Source organism: Marinomonas aquiplantarum (assembly GCF_003314975.1).
Classification (GTDB): domain Bacteria; phylum Pseudomonadota; class Gammaproteobacteria; order Pseudomonadales; family Marinomonadaceae; genus Marinomonas; species Marinomonas aquiplantarum.
Genome location: NZ_QNRF01000010.1, coordinates 72,873 through 90,186, shown reverse-complemented (window position 1 = coordinate 90,186; position 17,314 = coordinate 72,873). Strand labels below are relative to the sequence as shown.

Genomic DNA, 17,314 nt, shown 5'->3' with positions numbered 1-17,314 from the left:
TAAATTCTTCAGGGTAACGTTTGGACTTCATAATACACCTCTTATTTAACTAGATTTTAACGTTAATAGGTGTCTAGTAAAGTCTGGGAAGTCCAGTGCTCCCAAAGACAGGTTTGTTCTGAGTAATACGGGGCAATGTACGTTACAACATTTGGTCTTAAACTTGGACCTATCGAACAGTGCAGGACGGCTTATTTTTGACACAACCGAAGCGGGTGCCGGAGTGGAAGTTTTCCAACCTTTTGAGGTGAGTCAGGGGGACCTGATGCTATTGTCTTCCTCTAAGGTAAAGGATGGTGATTCCGTATTGTCGGTTAGCATTGAGCGCATCGATGCCCATGATTCTGTGAGCTTTACCATTGATGTCGATGATACATTGCCTCAAAGTGAGTTAGGCAACATTCGTGTCATAGGTGCGGAAATGCGTAATGCTTCGGTTGAGATAAGCAGTAAAGGCAAACAGCCAGCCAAAGCAATCTTTGGTAGCAATAATAAAGCATTGATATCATTATCATCCTGCTAGACAAGTGAGGTTATTTCGAGGCATTAGACCACACGCAGAACGAATAATTAATCAGGCGAATGCCTAAGCTTTTTTATCGACAGGAGCCGTATTTGGTTCTACCGTGTTTTCTGATTGATTATGGCAGCTTGCATATTATTCACACAATCCTATGATTGAAATGCCTCTATAAGCCCAAATTATGAACTGCTGTTTAACTTAAAATTGGCTCTCCCATGCTTGTGATAAAACTCTTTGTGGCTTTAATTTCTGCGCTCGTGCTAACCGTTTATCTTGTTAATCTAAATATTAAGGCTAAGGTCCCTCCTATTAAAGAGGTTGCGTCAGCACCCTATAAAGACGCTAAGTTTCATAATACCGAGCCACGTCATCCAGTGTCTTTTACCGATATGGCGGCCTTGTGGATTCGCTTTTTTACCGAGAAAAAAGTTGATACTACGCCAGACATTCAGATTCCAGTTCATGCGCTTAGTCGCACCGATTTAGAGGCCCTGAGCGATGATACCTTGCATATTGTTAAGCTTGGGCACTCTTCTATCTTGCTAAAAAATTACGGTGAATATTGGTTGATTGACCCTGTGTTTTCAGATCGTGCATCGCCGTTTCAATTTGTTGGACCAAAACGGTTTCATCAGCCACCGATTCGCCTAGAAGATTTACCTACCATTGATAAAGTGTTGATTTCTCACAATCATTACGACCATTTGGACAAGGCCAGCGTTAAAGTTTTATTAGATAAAACCAAACAGTTTTTAGTGCCTAAAGGGGTTGATGGCGATTTGATTAATTGGGGCGTTAAAGCAAACAACATCGTCACATTTGATTGGTGGCAAGAGTTACGCACCAAACAAGGTTTGGTTGCTTTTACACCGACGCAACATTTTTCGGGCCGTGGTATAGGTGATGGAAATAGAACCTTGTGGGGCGCTTGGGTAATCAAAACGCCACAGGACAGCCTCTTCTTTAGTGGGGATTCTGGGTATTTTTCCGGCTTTAAAGAAACGGGTGAAAAGTATGGCCCATTTGATTTAACGATGGTTGAAACGGGTGCCTATGATCAAGATTGGTCTGATATTCATATGTTGCCAGAGGAAAGTGTTCAGGCTCATATTGATTTACAGGGAAAGGTGATGATGCCAATTCATAATGGCACCTTTGATCTTGCCTTTCACTCGTGGCATGACCCATTTGATCGAGTTGTCACTGAGTCAATGCGACGAGATGTGACGTTAAGTACCCCGGAATTTGGTCGTATTTTTTCGATTAATAATTTGCCAGCATTATCCAGCTGGTGGAAGCCAGCGGATTAACCTTTTAGATTATCTGAAAGATTAATTCCCATGAGTCTGTAGTAGGAGGCTCATGGGAAATAATGTTGTGCTTATATTTTAAATTGAGCTAATCGATTTTTAAGACTATCGACATCTTCTGCCATGCTGTAATTTGCGGTTGCGACCTTATTTGTGTCTTGGCTGGTGGTTTGAGATATTTCACTAATGCTTTTAATGCTGTCGAGAATTTGTGTTGCGACAGTTGATTGTTCCTCGGTTGCGGCAGCAATTTGTTGGTTTAAATCGGCGATGTTATTGACGGCACTGACCACTTCTTCAAAATGTTCCGCTGTTTTTTTGCCGATAATGGTGCAGTGCTCCGTGACTTCGATGCCTTTATTCATACTGTCCATTGCTTCTTTCGCGCCTGCCTGAAGGTTTTCTACCAGTTTCTGAATGTCGATTGTTGAGGTTTGGGTTTTTTGTGCTAATGAACGTACCTCATCGGCAACAACTGCAAATCCTCGACCGGATTCCCCTGCGCGTGCTGCTTCTATGGCGGCATTTAGTGCCAGTAAGTTAGTCTGTTCTGCAATACCTTGGATTGTGTCTAGCACGACGCCGATGTTGTCTGTTTCTTTGGCTAAGTTATCAATACTGTGGGATGTAGCCTGCACGTCTCGTGATAGTTGAGAAGTAATTCGTTGGTTTTCTTCTGCGGTAGATTTACCTTTTTCAACGAGTTCTAGCATTTGAGTGGCAACGTCTGATGCAGAAATAGTATTTCTAGCGACTTCTTCGGTTGCATCACTCATTTCGCTTACCGCTTCGGCAACAAGGCTGGTTTCCGTTTCTTGTTTGTCGACTGAGGTGAGGGTGTTTTGCACTATGATTGATGCTTTCGCTGAATTGTTATCTAAGCGTGTTGAAGACTCTGAAATACTCGTGATGATGGTTTGGAGTTTGCTAATGAAGCGATCCAGTTTATTGGCCACTTCGCCGACTTCATCATTGCGCTTGAAGTTCATTCTAAGGGTTAAATCCCCATCCCCGTTAACCAAATCTTCTAAGCGTATTAAAAGGTTTTCTAATGGTCTAATGATAGATCGACCGATTAGGATCGGAATGATGATCCCTACTAGTATGGCAATCGCGAGGACAGTCATAATAATATTGACGGCCTGTTGCTCGTCTTCAAAAGCAATATTGGCTGAGTCTAATGCAAATTTCTGAGACTCATTCAAAATGGAAATAATGTGTTTGTCCAGCAGCTCATTTGCATGCTCGATCTCTGCAATAGAATTTAGGGCGCTTCTGATACCATTGTTCTGAATTATGTTTAGAAAGTTCAGAATAATATTTTCCAGTTCAAAGAATTCAGCTTCAACATTAATAAACTCGTTTAGAATGAGGTCATATTTTTGCTTTGCTGCCGCATTTTCAAGATTTGCCTGTAACGTTTTTATGGTTTCTTCAACGGTTACGATTTCATCATGCAATTTTTTAAGATTGACCTCTAAGTCGGTTATTAATGTCGTTGATTCTGGTGATATGCCTTTGCCTTTGATTTCATCTAACAGTGCGTGAGAGATGACTTTTTCGACTGCAATGGCCTGTTGTAGTTGATGTTCTGTAATGAGGGTGAGTGCTTGTGTTAGGGGGAGATGGTCGTGTGCTATTTCTTCAATCTCGTGACCGATTTTTGTGAATTGATTAATCGAAAAGCCACCAACAAGCATAATTAACAGCAATTGAATGGTGCTCATTATGAAGAACTTATGAGAGATTTTTAGCTTGGATATCATGCAATCTTCCTCTTAATTTAGAACTACTTGATCATGAGTGTCATAGTTATATTGTCGAGGTCATGCTTTATGTAAGCGTTCATCATAATGTTATGAAGGTCAGAAACGACAATGGTGTGTGCGTTGAAATAGCGATCAAACCTTTTGCGCACGAATCCTGTCTTTTAGTATGCGCTGGCGTTAGTTTTATTCTATTGGTATTTGTTTTCGTTTTGTAAGTTTTGGTGTTCGGTTTTTGGCTTCTTGTTATTGACTCTAATTGGTGAGTGGTAGAAAGGTCATCGAATAGGTGATTTTTGATAGTTGCTTTTCGGTATTTTTCTTAATTTTGGGCTGAAATCTGCACTTTTCACAAAAATACACTTGGTCAGTTTGAGTCTGGCAATTATACTGTATGTTTATACAGTGTAGTTTGAGTGTCGTGTATGCGTTTGACTTACCTTGGAGTGTCTGGCTCCGCTTCTTATATCGCTGAAAACAGCATTTTGATTCCGTTCTATGGGGAGGCTGTATCAGCCGGTTTTCCCTCTCCTGCTCAGGACTTTGTTGAGAAAACATTGGATCTAAATGAGTTGTGTATTCCCCATCCGGCAGCGACATTTTTTGTTCGTGCTCAGGGGGACTCTATGATCGAAGCTGGTATTCATAATGGTGATGTGTTGGTGGTAGATCGCTCATTAACAGCGAGCCATCGCGATACCATTATTGCTTGTTTACACGGAGAAATGACGGTTAAGGTATTGGAGTTAAAGCCGGATGTATTGTTAAGACCGAAAAATAAAGCCTATAAAGCGATCCCGATCACCGAAGAGTCCGAATTTGAAGTGTTTGGTGTTGTCACCAGTGTGATTCGTAAGCTAGAGCGTGGTGCATGAAACGCGCGTTTGCTTTAGTGGACTGCAATAATTTTTACGCCAGTTGTGAGACGTTATTTCGGCCAGACTTGAAAAACAAGCCGGTGGTGGTTTTATCGAATAATGATGGCTGCATTGTTGCTCGCTCAAAAGAAGCTAAGGCATTAGGGATAAAGATGGGCGTGCCCATGTTTCAGGTGCAAGCGGATATTGAGCAGCATGGGGTGGTATGTTTTTCATCTAATTATGCTTTGTATGCGGATATGTCGAGTCGGGTGATGACGTTATTGGAGCAAGAAGCGCCACAAGTTGAAGAGTATTCCATCGATGAAGCTTTTCTGGATTTGAGTGGTGTTGCGACGGCAGAAGATTTGTTGTCGTTTGGTCGGCGAGTAAAGGCGAAAGTAGACAAGTGGACAGGAATCAGCGTTGGCATTGGTATTGCTCCCAGTAAAACACTGGCTAAGTTGGCGAATTATGCTGCCAAAAAATACCCAGCGACAGGGGCCGTCGTGGATTTGATGGCGCCCGATAGGCAGCAGCGTTTACTTGCTTTAGTAGATGTTGGTGAGGTCTGGGGAGTTGGTCGGCGTTTGAGTGAGCGTTTGCGAGCGCAGGGGATACAGACGGCCTTAGATCTATCGCAAGTCGATCCCAAGGTGGCTCGCCGAGAGTTTTCGGTTGTGTTGGAGCGTACGGTGCGAGAACTTAATGGCGTATCTTGTCTGGCCTTGGAATCTGTTCGGCCCGTCAAACAGCAAATCATTTGCAGTCGTTCTTTTGGTTACAAAATCACCGAGCAACGAGAATTACGAGAAGCCGTGTCTAAATACACGTGCCGTGCGGCCGAAAAATTACGTGCTGAGAGGCGCTTGTGTCGGGCAGTGAGCGTGTTTATTCGCAGCAGTCCACACATTCCGCATGAGCCTTTTTATGCCAAAACCTTATCCGTCGAGTTGCCGAATCCTACTGACGATACGCGGGATTTATTAGACGTTACCAAGGTCATTTTTGATCGTATTTGGCGGCCTGGAGTCCGCTATATGAAGGCTGGTGTGATATTGTCTGATTTCTATGAGCAGGGTGTCTTTCAAACTGACTTTTTCTGTTCTGCCAGTCATAAAGCTAAATCAAAACAATTGATGACAGTGCTTGATCACATTAACCACAGTGGTGTTGGAAATCTGTTTTTTGCTGCTCAGGGGGTGACTCCGCAATGGTCCATGAAGCGCGAGCACTTGTCCCCTTGCTATACTACTCGGTGGAAGGATTTGCCTTTAGTACGATAATTAAGGCCAATAGGATTGGCTGTCATCTTTTATCTTTTCTGCCTCAATACGTTTAAAAATTTCTTCTCTGTGTACTGTGATGTCTTTTGGAGCGCTGACGCCAACACGAACATGTTTACCCTTAATGCCTAATATGGTGACTTGAATATTCGAGTCAATATTGATGGTTTGATTGATACGTCGGGTTAAAATCAGCATGAGGTCCTCAGTATGGATAACAGTGAATGAAATGAAGTTTATAAAAATGACCGGCAAAAAGTCAATAAAAATAAACTTCAAATTTATTGGAAAGCTGAAACTAAAAAAAGCGAGACAAGCTCGCTTTTTTTATTGGTCGTGCTGGTGGTTTACAGTTTTAATCTTGCTTCTCTGACAACGCCGATCACTCGACATTTATCGGTGACTTCAATAGGGCGGTAGTTTGGGTTGAGGGGCTTAAGATAGGTTTGGCCAGCGTCAATGATTAGCTTTTTGAAGGTGACTTCTTTGGTAGCGTCCACTTTTGCAACCACTAAATCACCGTTTTGAGCTTGCATGCAAGGGTCCACTAGGATGATGTGTGACTCGCTAATGCTGTGCCCCACAGGAGAGACCATGCTATCACCTATCACTTTTAGCCAGAAAGCATGATGGCTTATCGCCGCAGGAGCATATTCCCACTCTAACTGTTCTTTAAGGCTGGCTTTGTCAGTAAAGTCTCGCCAAGTCTCGGCTTGCTCGTGACTGATAATAGGAACTTGCTTGCTGATAAAGCAAGGGTTGAAAGAAGTATCCTGCTGTGGGTTTGATGTGGTTTGTGGGTTGGCTGACACGCCACCAAATAACCAATTAGCATCACATTGTAATGCTTTCGTGAGCGGGATGATGTATTTACCACCTGGCGATGAAATGCCGTTAAGCCATTGGCTGACCGATCCTTTGGTCGCGCCTGTCATCTTTGTTAGGTCGACAGCTCTAAGGTGGTGCTCTGTCATTTTTTGTCTAATGCGGTCTGAAATATCCATGTTAAGAATACTAAACTAACTTGAGTTTATTTTTATTCACTTGTATTGTTTAAAGTAATAAACTTTTAACTTTATGGTTTGGTGAAGATGCACAAGGAAAAAGTCATTCGCTATTTTGGCACTCAACAGCAGCTGGCTAGCGTGTTGAGTATCTCTAAAAGCTCGGTTTCTCAATGGGGGCGTGTTATCCCAGAAAAACAAGCGTTGCGAATAGAGAAACTCACTAACGGCGTATTGAAATACGATCCTAAGCTATACATTCGCTAACTTGTACATTCGTTCTGTGAAGTTTATGGAGCGTTTTGTGTTTTCAGGAGAGGAAACGGTGAACGACCAAAAGAAAGAAGCACATCAAAATGCCAGGGCGAGTCATTTCTCGCTGGCTAGAGCGTTGTCAGTGTTAAGTTGTCAATGTTCAAACACACTTGCTTGTTTTTATCGTTATGGTTTGGAAGATACCTATGCTTGTCGGCATCTAATAGAGACACAGAAGACGATCGACGAAGCGTTAAAGGATACTTTGATATTATCGCCGATTAAGCCTTATGAAGCGACCCTAGTTGGTGTGATGAATCATGTGAATTTCCCTCAAGCATCACCTAACATAGAGACTGAATGTCAACGTCATCAGAATAGAATAGAAGACGTGCCAAAATAAAAGCCAACATGTTAAACATGTTGGCTTTTATTAGCGTCAGTGTCTTGACGGTGCGGATTAAGAGGCCACTCAATTAGGCGACATTAGCACTCGTATTTTCTAACACTTTCTGGTTTACCGTGGCCATCAAGGCCTGTACGGATGCAGATACGATGTCGCTATCAATCGCAACCCCATTGAAACGATCACCATCGATGTTCGCTTGTACATAAGCAATGGCTTGTGAGTCGCTACCGACGGTCAGAGCGTGCTCTTGATACTGGATAATGTCGACACGCATGCCAAAGTGTTTGCCCAAGGCTTCACTAAAAGCAGATAGAGCGCCATTGCCTGTACCAGTAATGCTCACCGAGCCTGATTCACTGTTTAGTTCAGCGTGTACGGTATCCACATCGTTTTTGGCATGATCGTATTTACCAAGCTGGTAAGGCTTGTTGCCAGTCATGAAGCGCGATTCGAACAAGGCTTTCATGGATTCTGCATTTACTACGCCACCGTCTTGCTCGGCAAACTGTTGCACGATTGGGCTGAACTCCACTTGCAACCAGCGAGGTAACGCCAAGCCGTATTCTTGTTCAAGGGTGTAAGCCACACCGCCTTTACCAGATTGGCTATTAACGCGAATGACTTCTTGGTAGCTGCGACCAACATCACGAGGGTCAATTGGCAAATAAGCCACGTCCCAAGGTTTGTCGTCGGTCTGATTCGCCAAGCACTTTTTGATTGCGTCTTGGTGAGAGCCAGAGAAAGCGGTAAACACCAATTCACCTGCGTAAGGATGGCGCGGATGAACTTGTAATAGGGTGCAAGCTTGAACCACACTTATGATGCGGTCCATGTCGCCTAGCGCTAACTCTGGATCAATGCCTTGGCTGTACATGTTCATGGCCATTGTCACCACGTCCATGTTGCCGGTTCGTTCACCATTGCCTAGCAAAGTACCTTCGATACGGTCAGCACCTGCCATTAGGCCAAGTTCTGCTGCCGCCACACCACAACCACGGTCGTTGTGGGTGTGTAAGCTGATGATCATGCTGTCACGCTGTTTTACTTGGCGGCAGAAATATTCGATCTGATCAGCAAAACGGTTTGGTGTCGCCACTTCGACCGTTGCTGGCAAGTTAATGATGATTTTGTTGTCTGGGGTTGGTTGCCATACGTCGGCAACGGCATCCACCACTTCGACGGCGAAGTCAGTTTCAGTGCCAGTGAAGCTTTCTGGTGAATATTGGAATACCCATTCTGTTTCAGGGTGTTTCGCGGCATGTTCTTTAACGCATTGAGCGCCTTTAACGGCAATCTCTTTAATGCCGTCTTTGCCTAAACGAAAGACTTGCTCACGCTGGGTTTTAGACGTTGAGTTGTAAACATGAACAATGGCTTTTTTTGCGCCTTTAAGAGACTCATATGTACGCTCAATCAACTCAGGGCGTGCTTGTGTTAATACTTGAATGTAGACATCGTCAGGCACTTGGTTTTCTTCGATCAACCAACGTACGAAGTCGAAGTCTAACTGTGATGCGGCAGGGAAGCCGACTTCGATTTCTTTAAAGCCCACGTCTACAAGTAGGGCGAAGAATTGTTTCTTTTGTTCCACTGTCATAGGTTCAACCAGAGCTTGGTTGCCATCGCGCAGGTCAACGCTTGACCAAATCGGAGCTTTAGTGATTTCTTGGTCAGGCCAAGTGCGGTTTTCAATGGCGACAGGCTGGAATGGTCTGTACTTAGTGTGATCAAAAGAGGTCATGATCTTTCCCTTCTTATGTTAAGGAGCGGATAAGCTCCGATGGTAAACAGTTTGCGTCGTAAGGAAGCATGGTGGCTTCCTCAATGATTTCGCTATGACTATATAATAGCGAATTTTCTAGGGTAAAAGATTGCGTTTTTTATGGAAATTTCAATCTAAATGGCATTATATTGCGTACATAAAGAATAAATTGGCAATATGAGGCTTATGTTTTGGGTTTTGATAAGATTGATTTGAATATTTTGCGTGAGTTACAGCAAGATTCTAGCTTGACTAATCAAGAGCTGGCGGATCGCGTTGGATTATCGGCTTCGCCTTGCTTACGTCGTGTGAAAGCGTTAGAAGAAACTGGCGTGATTGATCGCAGTGTGACTTTATTAGATCAAAAGAAACTGGGGTTAAAACTTACCGCTTTTATCCAGATAAGTATGGACAGGCACACACCGGAGCGGTTTGAAGTCTTTGAGTCCTTGGTGGAATCCTACCCAGAGGTGAAATCCTGTAATTTGGTAACGGGTCAATCTGCAGACTACTTATTAGAAGTCGTGGTGGAAGACATGGATAAATATCAGGAGTTTCTACTTGGAAAATTAACACGCATAGCGGGTGTCACAGGTGTGCATTCCAGCTTCTTACTGAGGCGTATCATTAACCGAACCGCTTTGCCGTTAGATCATTTAGCCTAAGCCTGTGAATCCGCAATCAGTGAATCAAGTAGAAAAGAATGAAAGAAACCGCGGATTAATATTGATTTTTTCATATTTGACCAAATGTAAGGGCGTTATACTTTGTGTCATAAATAATCCCTAGAGAGAGCAGTAATGACAGATTTGACCATTAAGCGTCGAGTAATGATTCCGGTACGCGCCGGTGACGTGACCGCTGAGTTTATTTCCTTTAATGGGGATGACTCTGGCAAAGAACACATAGGGATATATTTTGAAGGCAATCCAGCTCAAACCGAACAAGCGGACCATGTGCCATTGGTGCGTCTGCATTCTGAGTGTTTAACCGGAGACGTATTTGGTTCCGGCCGTTGTGATTGTGGTGAGCAGCTTGATGAAGCCATTGATCGTATTAACGAAGAGGGTGGTTACATTCTTTATTTGCGTCAAGAAGGGCGAGGTATTGGTTTGTATGCCAAGCTAGAAGCCTATGCTTTGCAAGACCAAGGCTATGATACTTATCAAGCAAATGAAATGTTGCATTTACCAGACGATGGCCGTGATTTTGGGGTCGCGGCGGATATGCTACTTGCGTTGGGTGTGAGCAAGGTGAGATTACTCACCAACAATCCAGACAAGGCTCAACAGCTAAAAGAGCATGGCATTGATGTGGTTGAATTGGTACCAACCAAGGTTCATGTAAACCAGCACAACCGTCAGTATCTAGAAACCAAAGCCAAGCGCAAACAACATACCTTGAAGTTTGATTAATAAGCTCTTGGCAAAAATGTTAAATTTTGTTGCAGAAGCCCCGAAAGGGGCTTTTTTGTGCCTTGATGAATTGGACTCTGTACATTTTTTGAGTAGTCTTGACTAATATTTGACAGAAAAAGCCAGATAGATCAAAAAATTGCTGCGATAGCGTTACGCGGTAATGGAATCATTAAAAGGGTGCTGTTATGAAAAAGACGTCTCTTATTTTGTTTGCTTTAGGGTCACCAGTCGCTATGGCTGACAATGCATTAATCGGAATTTATTGTCAGGAAAACACCAACGGGGCTGAGGTGTATGTAAATGACGAATTAAAATTCGAGTGTTCGGATTTTGCCCGCGAAGCGGTGGTATTAGAAGAAGGTTCTTACCAAATAAAAGCGGTGCAAAACATTAACAAAGAGCAGGAGAAGGTCTTTATCCAGCAAGTGGATGCGACCGCCGACCGTCCCCAGCGAGTTCGTATCACTATGCCGCAACAAGCCAGCTTAACGGCTTACGGTTTGGCGATGAAAGAGCAAAGAGAAGCGGAAGCGGCACGTAAATTGGCTCTCGAAAAAGAGCGTCTAGCCAAACAAGCTGTGCAGACGGATCTGGCACAAGCGGGTGACGGTGACTTAGAGGCCATGCAGCGTGTCATTAAGCGATATGAAACGGGGGAAGGCTTAGAGAAAGACCCGCTCCAAGTGGATTACTGGCGTCAACAATACACTGCGTCGAAGGAGAAAAAAGAGCGTTATGAAAAGATTGCTCAGCTAGAAAGTGAGTTAGAGAACAACCCATATTTCTATTGGTTGGGGTTGTTTCCGAGAGCAATAGCAAACTCGAATGCTTCTGAAAGCTCGACGCTCATCACAGGTTTGCCGTTTTATACCATAGGGGATTTAATCTCGTCGCCATCTGTCTATTTTACTCGAAAAGACATCGAAGAACGACTGGATACCATTGAAGGACATGCTGTGCGTTGGGCAAAACCGGATTCAATGGTGGCGAAAGCTTCTCAGTAGAATAATATGATGCGCTGCATACCAATAAGTGCGCTGTTTAGCCTACTTATATTATTGCAAGGATGCACGATAACACCTAAAGCAAATAAGCCAGATAATCATTGTGATGAGGCAATGGTTTTGCTGCTATCTGATAAAACACCAGCCTTAATGATAGCAGCACAACAAGACGCCTTGTTGTGTAGTCAATTGTCTCAGTTAACTAATGTCAATAAAATACCGACTGAATCTGAATCCTTTTCTGTTGATTTACTGTCATCCGAATTACAAGCCGATGAACGTTTTCAGCATACTCGCGAACTCATTAAAGACCGGCATCAGTCGCAGGAAGCCGTTTATGCGTTGATTCTACGCGAATATCTAATAGAGAAAGACTTTGCCTGCCGTCATCCGATTTATGCCTCATATTTCGCTCGTCGTTATCAAGCGCGCGTCAGTTATGAAGACTGTCATGAGCCTGTTCCTTTTTATCTATTTGACTCCAATCAAGGCAGTCAATTAGTGTCCATCGATCCTAAGCAGGTGCGAGAAGTTCATCTGGTGTTTGCGTCAGAAGGTGAGGGCGTCGCGTCTTCTTTTGGTCATGTGTCGGTACGACTGCTGGTGTGTCCAGACATGTCATCTAGCTTAGAGTCCTGTCAGCGAAACCTGTTTAACCATGTGTTCTTGGGGTATGTGGCTCGGATTGATGGCTTTTCCATGAATTTGTTGAAGGGCTTTTTCGGTGGTTATGATGCACATTTATTTGGTTCGACTTTCCGTGAAGTGTTTCGTGCTAATACCTTATTGGTCGATCGCGATTTGTATTCTTTACCATTAAATTTATCCGCTCAGCAGGTTGAGCAAGTCGTGAGGGATTTATCGGAAATCCATTGGAGCTATCGAGGTAACTACCGGTTCATCACAGCCAATTGCGCCACATTGTTGCAGGACTTATTGAATAAGGCTTTACAGCTGGAAGGCCAATCTGATGCAGAACTGAACTTCCTTCGCCCAGATTCACTGTTCAACAAATTGAAAAATAGTCCATTGACACGCGGTGAGGTGTTGGTTTCCTTGGAGAAGGCTGAATCGCAAGGATACTTTTTTCCTCGCAATCGCATTTATTACCAACAAGCATTAAATACCTTGGCGGATGTGATTGATTCGTACCCTTATGCAAATCTAGAACAATATGATCAAACTCGCGCTGCTCAGCGAATGTATGACGTGTTGGTGTCTAATTCTGTGTATGCGACCTTAGCCAATAATGATTATTTATTGGAGGCGCAGTTACTGCTTGAAGAGCGACAGTTGGTGTATTTGCAGTTTGAGCTGTTCCGTAAAGTGATCGATATTGTGATTGAGTTACAGTTATTAGACGTCATGCAGGCGCAACTTCAGACCTTGCCGAACAGTTTGGATAAGAAGCTTTTACAGCATTGCTATGTGCAACCGTTATTGCAAATACAAATGTTGGTACCGCGCTTTGATGGTATTCCTGATATTGGGGCGTTAACGGATTTTCAGTCTAATACAGATTGGCAATGTGGCTCGCAACAAGCGCAGCAGAAAATATTCAATATGATGGCGTCAGCGGTACCAGACGATCATCAGCATATGAAAGAGCTAAAGGTACTAGAGCAAGAGCTGGTGCAGACGCTCGATAATATTGAGACCTTGGAGGCCTTGTTCTAATGAAGAAACTCACACTAACCAGTGGCTTGATCTATTTTTTTCTGAGCTTCGTCATCATGACGGCGATGGCTGAAACCTCGCAACAAGATATGCTGAAAATGCTTGATCAGTTAGATCAATTGGATCAGTTGGATCAAATGGAGTTCGATGATGCCATTGATGCAGGTTACCGTTGTGCGGACGATGAAAACTTTGCTTGTGCAGATCAAGAAATTAAGAAAGCGCGTCCTTTGGTATTTGATCAGGATTCAAAGGTGCGTCTTAATGAGCTGATTGCCTATCGCAATGATCAAGAAAAATATCACAAAGAAAAACAGCGCCTTGCTGCTCAGCGTAAACTGGAAGCTCGTTGCGCTAGTCGTTGTCCCATTGCTCGACAATATTCTCAATGTGTTGCTGGGCGTTTGGATTCTTGGGATTGTCGTGATGAAGAACCAAGTTATAACTCAGGTGGCTCATCGGGCGGTACTATGGCCGCGTTGAGCTCGGCGTTGACTCAATTGAATAGCCAGCTACAGGCGGATTTGGCCCGTCAGAAAGCGGATTTTAATCGTCAAATGCAGGCGATTGAAGCGCAGCGCCAAGCAAAAGAGCGTCAAAAACGTGAACAACAGGCTCAACAGCGACGTATCCAACAACAGCAACAACAGGCGATGGCCAATCTAGAGCAGCAACAAGCGCAGGCTAGACGCCAAGCCGAGCAAAGACGACAGGCAGAAGAGGCGCGCCGTAAGCGAGATGAAGAGCGTCGTCTAGCGGCAGAGAAGCGTCGTCAGGAGCGAGAAGCGCGAGTATTGGCACAGCAAAGAGCCAAAGAGGAAGAGGCTAGAAATAAGCAGATTTATCTCAGCAAACTGACGTCAGGCGCACGTTTGGGGGCAAGAAGCTGTTATGGAGAAAAGCATGTTTTTGCTACATTACCCGTTATCAAGCCAGAGCTGGTGTCATGTGTGAACGTAAATTTCTCCGTACAATGTTCGTCTACCGGGCCTGTGGTACACCGTGGTGTGCTGAGAAATCATGTCAATATGAATGCGGGGAGCTGCTTTGGTGATACCACACAAGTGCCGAGTTCGATCGCTTGTCCGGCCAAACAGTTTGTGGTTCGTGCTACGTCGGTTGAGGGGTGTTAAGCAAGAGGACTTGTTCGCATCTTCCTTAATGCAAAAAAGCGCCACTTTTAAGGTGGCGCTTGTTCTGTTCAGAAGAAAACAAATTAGGGGCTATTTTGTTTTCTTCTTTTTCTTTTTGCTGCGTGGAGATCTGGCTTTAGTTTTAGCTTCGAGCCCTTCAATGCGGCCAAATTTCACGTTGGTTTGCATAAAACGCTGAATCTTTTCAATCATCGGTAAATCATTAATGTCGATCAAAGAAATGCATTCACCAGGCGCGCCCTCTCGTGAAGCACGACCAGCACGGTGAATGTATGAATCGGCTTTGCGTGGTAAACGCAAGTTAATCACAGTATTGATTTCAGGTAAGTCGATGCCACGAGATGCCACATCGGTCGCGACGAGTACTTGCAAGCGTCCGCGTTTCATTTGTTTTAAATGTTCACTGCGATCGCCTTGTTTCATTTCTCCGTGTAAGCCATCACACATGATGTTCATGTTGCGGATTTTTTGTACCCACACATCCACATGATCACGATTGGAGACAAAAACCACGGTTTGTTGCACCCCTTCCTTATTGAGTAGGTGCTTGAGCATGGCTTCTTTGTGTGCGTCATCGTCAACTCGATAGGCCACTTGGCGAATCTGATCGGGCACAGTGCGCGATGATTCACCAAGGCGAATTTGCTCCGTTTCAGGGCTTAATAAGGCGCTGGCAAAGCGGCCCATTTTTTCACCTTCTAAAGTGGCTGAGAACATCAAAGTTTGGTGTTCCTGCGGAAGCTCTTTGGCAATCTTGTTGATGGCGTTAACAAAGCCCATGTCTAACATGCGATCGGCTTCATCAATGACGAAGTAGCTGACATCCGTTAAGTCTAGCCATTGCTTTTCATCAAGCTCTACCAAGCGGCCTGGTGTCGCAACCAGAATGTCACAAGGTTCGCTAAGTTGCTGTTGTTGCATCCCGTATGGCGTACCGCCAATGATCAACTGCGATTGAATGCGCGTGTGTTGTGTTAGGCCACCAATGACATTGAAAATTTGTCGGGCAAGTTCACGACTAGGCGCTAGAATAAGTACTTTAGGTGCCGTTGTGGAGGTTTCATCGCGGTCTAAAACATGTTGCACGGCGGGTGCGCAAAACGCGATGGTTTTGCCTGTGCCAGTTGGGGCGGTCGCCAATAGGTCGGAGCCCTCTAAAATAACAGGGATGGCTTGCTGTTGAATTTCGGTAGGTGTTTCAAAACCTAGGCTATTGATTGCTTCTTCGATCGTGTAATCTAGGTCTAATTCAGCAAATGACATGTAATCTCTCTGTTGCAATAAAAAAAGTGCCTCGTATCGATAAAAGTGACAAAAGGCTAATAAGCAGAATGATACCTTGTTTTATGTTGTTTCGAAATCAAAAGCCATTTTAAAACAGGTGTGTTTAATTGCTTGTGTTTAATCTGGTGGTTAATGTCACTATTAAGAAGAATGTCGTATGTTGTTATCAGATGATTTGGTGGTCGGCCAAACGATGAATTGGGTGAAAGACTTTATTGTGGGCCACAATGTTTGTCCTTTTGCCAAACGAGAAGTGGAAAAAGACAGCGTGCGTCTTGTCGTGTTGCGCTCGAAAAAAACAGATGTCGCTTTAGAAGAATTGATGTCTGAAATTCAGTGGTTAGATGAACATGCCGAAACGGAAACCACGCTGCTCATTTTCCCCACTTTGTTTAAGGATTTTCAGCGTTACTTGGATTTCGTGGAAATGTCTGAGAACCTTATGTTTGATCAGGGATGTGAAGGTGTTTACCAATTGGCAACCTTTCATCCTGATTATTGTTTTGCTGGTGCAGAAGAGGAGGATGTGTCTAATTACACTAACCGTTCGCCTTACCCTATGCTGCATATATTACGAGAGGCCAGCTTGGATAAAGCCATTGAGTTTTATGGCGATACGTCCCAAATACCGGATGAAAATATTGCTAAAATGGAAGCCTTAGGGCGAAATAAATTGGAAGACATTTTTAAAGCTTGTATGGATGCAAACTAATCTTGCGCTCGACAGATAAGTCAGTATAGTGCGTGAAAAATTCCTTGCCGGAGAAACCATGGCTACACAAATTGGACGCTTAAATACCTTAAGAGTCGTTAAAGAAAAAGAGTTTGGCGTCTATTTGGATGCTGATACATTGGGTGAAATTTTACTGCCAAAGCGCTACGTGCCTAAGCAGGTTGAAATTGGCCAAGAAATTGAGGTGTTTGTTTACCTTGATTCCGATGATAAGTTGATTGCCACCACCGACTTTCCGAAAGCGCAAGTTGGTGAGTTTGCAGCCTTGAAATCGGTTGCAGTGAATCAAGTCGGCGCGTTTTTTGACTGGGGATTACCGAAAGATTTATTGGTGCCTTTTAGCCAGCAAAAAAACCGTGTGGAAGAAGGTGAAACACATTTATTGTTTATTTACCTTGATCAAATTACCAATCGTATAGTGGCAACGACAAAGGTTGACCCTTTGTTGAACCGAGAGGAAGCGCCTTATCGTGTGGGTGATAAAGTTTCTGTGGTGATTGGTGATAAGACCAACATTGGCTTCAAATGTGTGATTGATAATCGTTTTTGGGGGGTATTATTCTTCGAAGACGCTTTTCGTCAGTTGTACAAAGGCGAGAAAGCCACAGCCTATATCAAGCAGATGCGCGAAGACGGAAAAATTGATTTGAGTCTGCAAGAAGTGGGCTACAAAAAAGTGCGTAACATTCTGGATGATGTGTTGGATTATTTGGACGCACAAGGTGGGGAATCGGATTTGACCGATAAAGCGTCTCCAGAAGCCATTTATAAAGTATTTAAAGTCAGTAAGGCGACGTATAAAAAAGCACTTGGCGCTTTGTATAAAGATAAGAAAATATCTTTGACCAAGGAAAAAATTACTAAGTTGTAAT

At 43.8% G+C, this 17,314-nt stretch carries 18 protein-coding genes; 13 read left to right on the top strand and 5 right to left on the bottom strand.

Annotation, left to right across the window (positions count from 1 at the left end; genetic code table 11):
* The first annotated feature begins 163 nt into the window (after positions 1 to 163).
* A complete protein-coding gene (locus DFP76_RS15750) occupies positions 164 to 523 on the top strand; it encodes an aggregation factor core (RefSeq protein ID WP_147084227.1) in 360 nt (119 codons plus the stop codon).
* Positions 524 to 738: 215 nt separating this feature from the next.
* Positions 739 to 1,833 carry an MBL fold metallo-hydrolase gene (locus DFP76_RS15745; RefSeq protein WP_113875560.1) on the top strand — a complete coding sequence of 365 codons (1,095 nt, stop codon included), beginning with the start codon at positions 739 to 741 and terminating at the stop codon, positions 1,831 to 1,833.
* Between the two features lie 71 nt (positions 1,834 to 1,904).
* Here the strand turns inward: DFP76_RS15745 and DFP76_RS15740 are convergent, their stop codons facing one another.
* Complete coding sequence (locus DFP76_RS15740) at positions 1,905 to 3,599, bottom strand: methyl-accepting chemotaxis protein (protein WP_113875559.1); 1,695 nt, start codon at positions 3,597 to 3,599, stop codon at positions 1,905 to 1,907.
* 425 nt (positions 3,600 to 4,024) lie between these two features.
* On the opposite strand from DFP76_RS15740, the gene umuD reads away from it, so the two are divergent.
* Together umuD and umuC are read left to right on the top strand one after the other, a co-directional pair.
* Positions 4,025 to 4,474 carry a translesion error-prone DNA polymerase V autoproteolytic subunit gene (gene umuD, locus DFP76_RS15735; RefSeq protein WP_113875558.1) on the top strand — a complete coding sequence of 150 codons (450 nt, stop codon included), beginning with the start codon at positions 4,025 to 4,027 and terminating at the stop codon, positions 4,472 to 4,474.
* Positions 4,471 to 5,742, top strand: a complete 1,272-nt coding sequence (gene umuC, locus DFP76_RS15730; RefSeq protein WP_113875557.1) for a translesion error-prone DNA polymerase V subunit UmuC — start codon at positions 4,471 to 4,473, stop codon at positions 5,740 to 5,742. Before umuD ends, umuC begins: the two co-directional genes overlap by 4 nt.
* On the opposite strand, the gene csrA is transcribed toward umuC, so the two are convergent.
* Both csrA and DFP76_RS15720 read right to left on the bottom strand, forming a co-directional pair.
* Positions 5,743 to 5,940 carry a carbon storage regulator CsrA gene (csrA, locus tag DFP76_RS15725; RefSeq protein WP_113875556.1) on the bottom strand — a complete coding sequence of 66 codons (198 nt, stop codon included), beginning with the start codon at positions 5,938 to 5,940 and terminating at the stop codon, positions 5,743 to 5,745.
* 149 nt (positions 5,941 to 6,089) lie between these two features.
* The gene (locus DFP76_RS15720; protein WP_113875555.1) at positions 6,090 to 6,746 is read right to left on the bottom strand and encodes a S24 family peptidase; all 657 of its coding nucleotides are present in this window, start codon (positions 6,744 to 6,746) and stop codon (positions 6,090 to 6,092) included.
* 87 nt (positions 6,747 to 6,833) lie between these two features.
* On the opposite strand from DFP76_RS15720, the gene DFP76_RS15715 reads away from it, so the two are divergent.
* Positions 6,834 to 7,013 carry a Cro/CI family transcriptional regulator gene (locus DFP76_RS15715; protein ID WP_113875554.1) on the top strand — a complete coding sequence of 60 codons (180 nt, stop codon included), beginning with the start codon at positions 6,834 to 6,836 and terminating at the stop codon, positions 7,011 to 7,013.
* Between the two features lie 37 nt (positions 7,014 to 7,050).
* A complete protein-coding gene (locus tag DFP76_RS15710; protein ID WP_113875553.1) occupies positions 7,051 to 7,404 on the top strand; it encodes a hypothetical protein in 354 nt (117 codons plus the stop codon).
* Positions 7,405 to 7,477: 73 nt separating this feature from the next.
* On the opposite strand, the gene leuA is transcribed toward DFP76_RS15710, so the two are convergent.
* Positions 7,478 to 9,151, bottom strand: coding sequence for a 2-isopropylmalate synthase (gene leuA, locus DFP76_RS15705; RefSeq protein ID WP_113875552.1), 1,674 nt, complete (start codon positions 9,149 to 9,151; stop codon positions 7,478 to 7,480).
* Positions 9,152 to 9,363: 212 nt separating this feature from the next.
* Between leuA and DFP76_RS15700 the strand changes: the two genes are divergently transcribed.
* From DFP76_RS15700 to DFP76_RS15680, 5 genes are all read left to right on the top strand, one after another.
* Positions 9,364 to 9,837 carry an Lrp/AsnC family transcriptional regulator gene (locus DFP76_RS15700; protein ID WP_113875551.1) on the top strand — a complete coding sequence of 158 codons (474 nt, stop codon included), beginning with the start codon at positions 9,364 to 9,366 and terminating at the stop codon, positions 9,835 to 9,837.
* A 135-nt stretch (positions 9,838 to 9,972) separates the two neighbouring features.
* Entirely contained in the window at positions 9,973 to 10,587 is a 615-nt protein-coding gene (gene ribA / locus DFP76_RS15695; protein WP_113875550.1) for a GTP cyclohydrolase II, read from the top strand.
* Positions 10,588 to 10,775: 188 nt separating this feature from the next.
* Positions 10,776 to 11,594 carry a hypothetical protein gene (locus DFP76_RS15690; RefSeq protein WP_113875549.1) on the top strand — a complete coding sequence of 273 codons (819 nt, stop codon included), beginning with the start codon at positions 10,776 to 10,778 and terminating at the stop codon, positions 11,592 to 11,594.
* 120 nt (positions 11,595 to 11,714) lie between these two features.
* Positions 11,715 to 13,271 (top strand): lipoprotein N-acyltransferase Lnb domain-containing protein, encoded by a 1,557-nt coding sequence (locus DFP76_RS15685; RefSeq protein ID WP_181799864.1) that lies wholly within the window; start codon positions 11,715 to 11,717, stop codon positions 13,269 to 13,271.
* Positions 13,271 to 14,404, top strand: a complete 1,134-nt coding sequence (locus DFP76_RS15680) for a hypothetical protein (protein ID WP_113875547.1) — start codon at positions 13,271 to 13,273, stop codon at positions 14,402 to 14,404. The genes DFP76_RS15685 and DFP76_RS15680 overlap by 1 nt, the downstream gene beginning before the upstream one ends.
* Before the next feature lie 90 nt (positions 14,405 to 14,494).
* On the opposite strand, the gene DFP76_RS15675 is transcribed toward DFP76_RS15680, so the two are convergent.
* On the bottom strand, positions 14,495 to 15,688 hold the full coding sequence (locus tag DFP76_RS15675; protein WP_113875546.1) for a DEAD/DEAH box helicase: 1,194 nt from the start codon (positions 15,686 to 15,688) through the stop codon (positions 14,495 to 14,497).
* Between the two features lie 178 nt (positions 15,689 to 15,866).
* Between DFP76_RS15675 and DFP76_RS15670 the strand changes: the two genes are divergently transcribed.
* Together DFP76_RS15670 and DFP76_RS15665 are read left to right on the top strand one after the other, a co-directional pair.
* Positions 15,867 to 16,421 (top strand): DUF1415 domain-containing protein, encoded by a 555-nt coding sequence (locus tag DFP76_RS15670; RefSeq protein WP_113875545.1) that lies wholly within the window; start codon positions 15,867 to 15,869, stop codon positions 16,419 to 16,421.
* A gap of 58 nt (positions 16,422 to 16,479) precedes the next feature.
* Positions 16,480 to 17,313 (top strand): CvfB family protein, encoded by an 834-nt coding sequence (locus DFP76_RS15665; protein ID WP_113875565.1) that lies wholly within the window; start codon positions 16,480 to 16,482, stop codon positions 17,311 to 17,313.
* Position 17,314 lies beyond the last annotated feature (1 nt).

Bases quoted from the DNA above. Each gene is read 5' to 3' on its own strand.
- DFP76_RS15745 (WP_113875560.1), top strand. From the start codon at position 739: ATGCTTGTGATAAAACTCTTTGTGGCTTTAATTTCTGCGCTCGTGCTA.
- DFP76_RS15740 (WP_113875559.1), bottom strand. From the start codon at position 3,599: ATGATATCCAAGCTAAAAATCTCTCATAAGTTCTTCATAATGAGCACC.
- umuD (WP_113875558.1), top strand. From the start codon at position 4,025: ATGCGTTTGACTTACCTTGGAGTGTCTGGCTCCGCTTCTTATATCGCT.
- umuC (WP_113875557.1), top strand. From the start codon at position 4,471: ATGAAACGCGCGTTTGCTTTAGTGGACTGCAATAATTTTTACGCCAGT.
- csrA (WP_113875556.1), bottom strand. From the start codon at position 5,940: ATGCTGATTTTAACCCGACGTATCAATCAAACCATCAATATTGACTCG.
- DFP76_RS15720 (WP_113875555.1), bottom strand. From the start codon at position 6,746: ATGGATATTTCAGACCGCATTAGACAAAAAATGACAGAGCACCACCTT.
- DFP76_RS15715 (WP_113875554.1), top strand. From the start codon at position 6,834: ATGCACAAGGAAAAAGTCATTCGCTATTTTGGCACTCAACAGCAGCTG.
- leuA (WP_113875552.1), bottom strand. From the start codon at position 9,151: ATGACCTCTTTTGATCACACTAAGTACAGACCATTCCAGCCTGTCGCC.
- ribA (WP_113875550.1), top strand. From the start codon at position 9,973: ATGACAGATTTGACCATTAAGCGTCGAGTAATGATTCCGGTACGCGCC.
- DFP76_RS15690 (WP_113875549.1), top strand. From the start codon at position 10,776: ATGAAAAAGACGTCTCTTATTTTGTTTGCTTTAGGGTCACCAGTCGCT.
- DFP76_RS15680 (WP_113875547.1), top strand. From the start codon at position 13,271: ATGAAGAAACTCACACTAACCAGTGGCTTGATCTATTTTTTTCTGAGC.
- DFP76_RS15675 (WP_113875546.1), bottom strand. From the start codon at position 15,688: ATGTCATTTGCTGAATTAGACCTAGATTACACGATCGAAGAAGCAATC.
- DFP76_RS15670 (WP_113875545.1), top strand. From the start codon at position 15,867: ATGTTGTTATCAGATGATTTGGTGGTCGGCCAAACGATGAATTGGGTG.
- DFP76_RS15665 (WP_113875565.1), top strand. From the start codon at position 16,480: ATGGCTACACAAATTGGACGCTTAAATACCTTAAGAGTCGTTAAAGAA.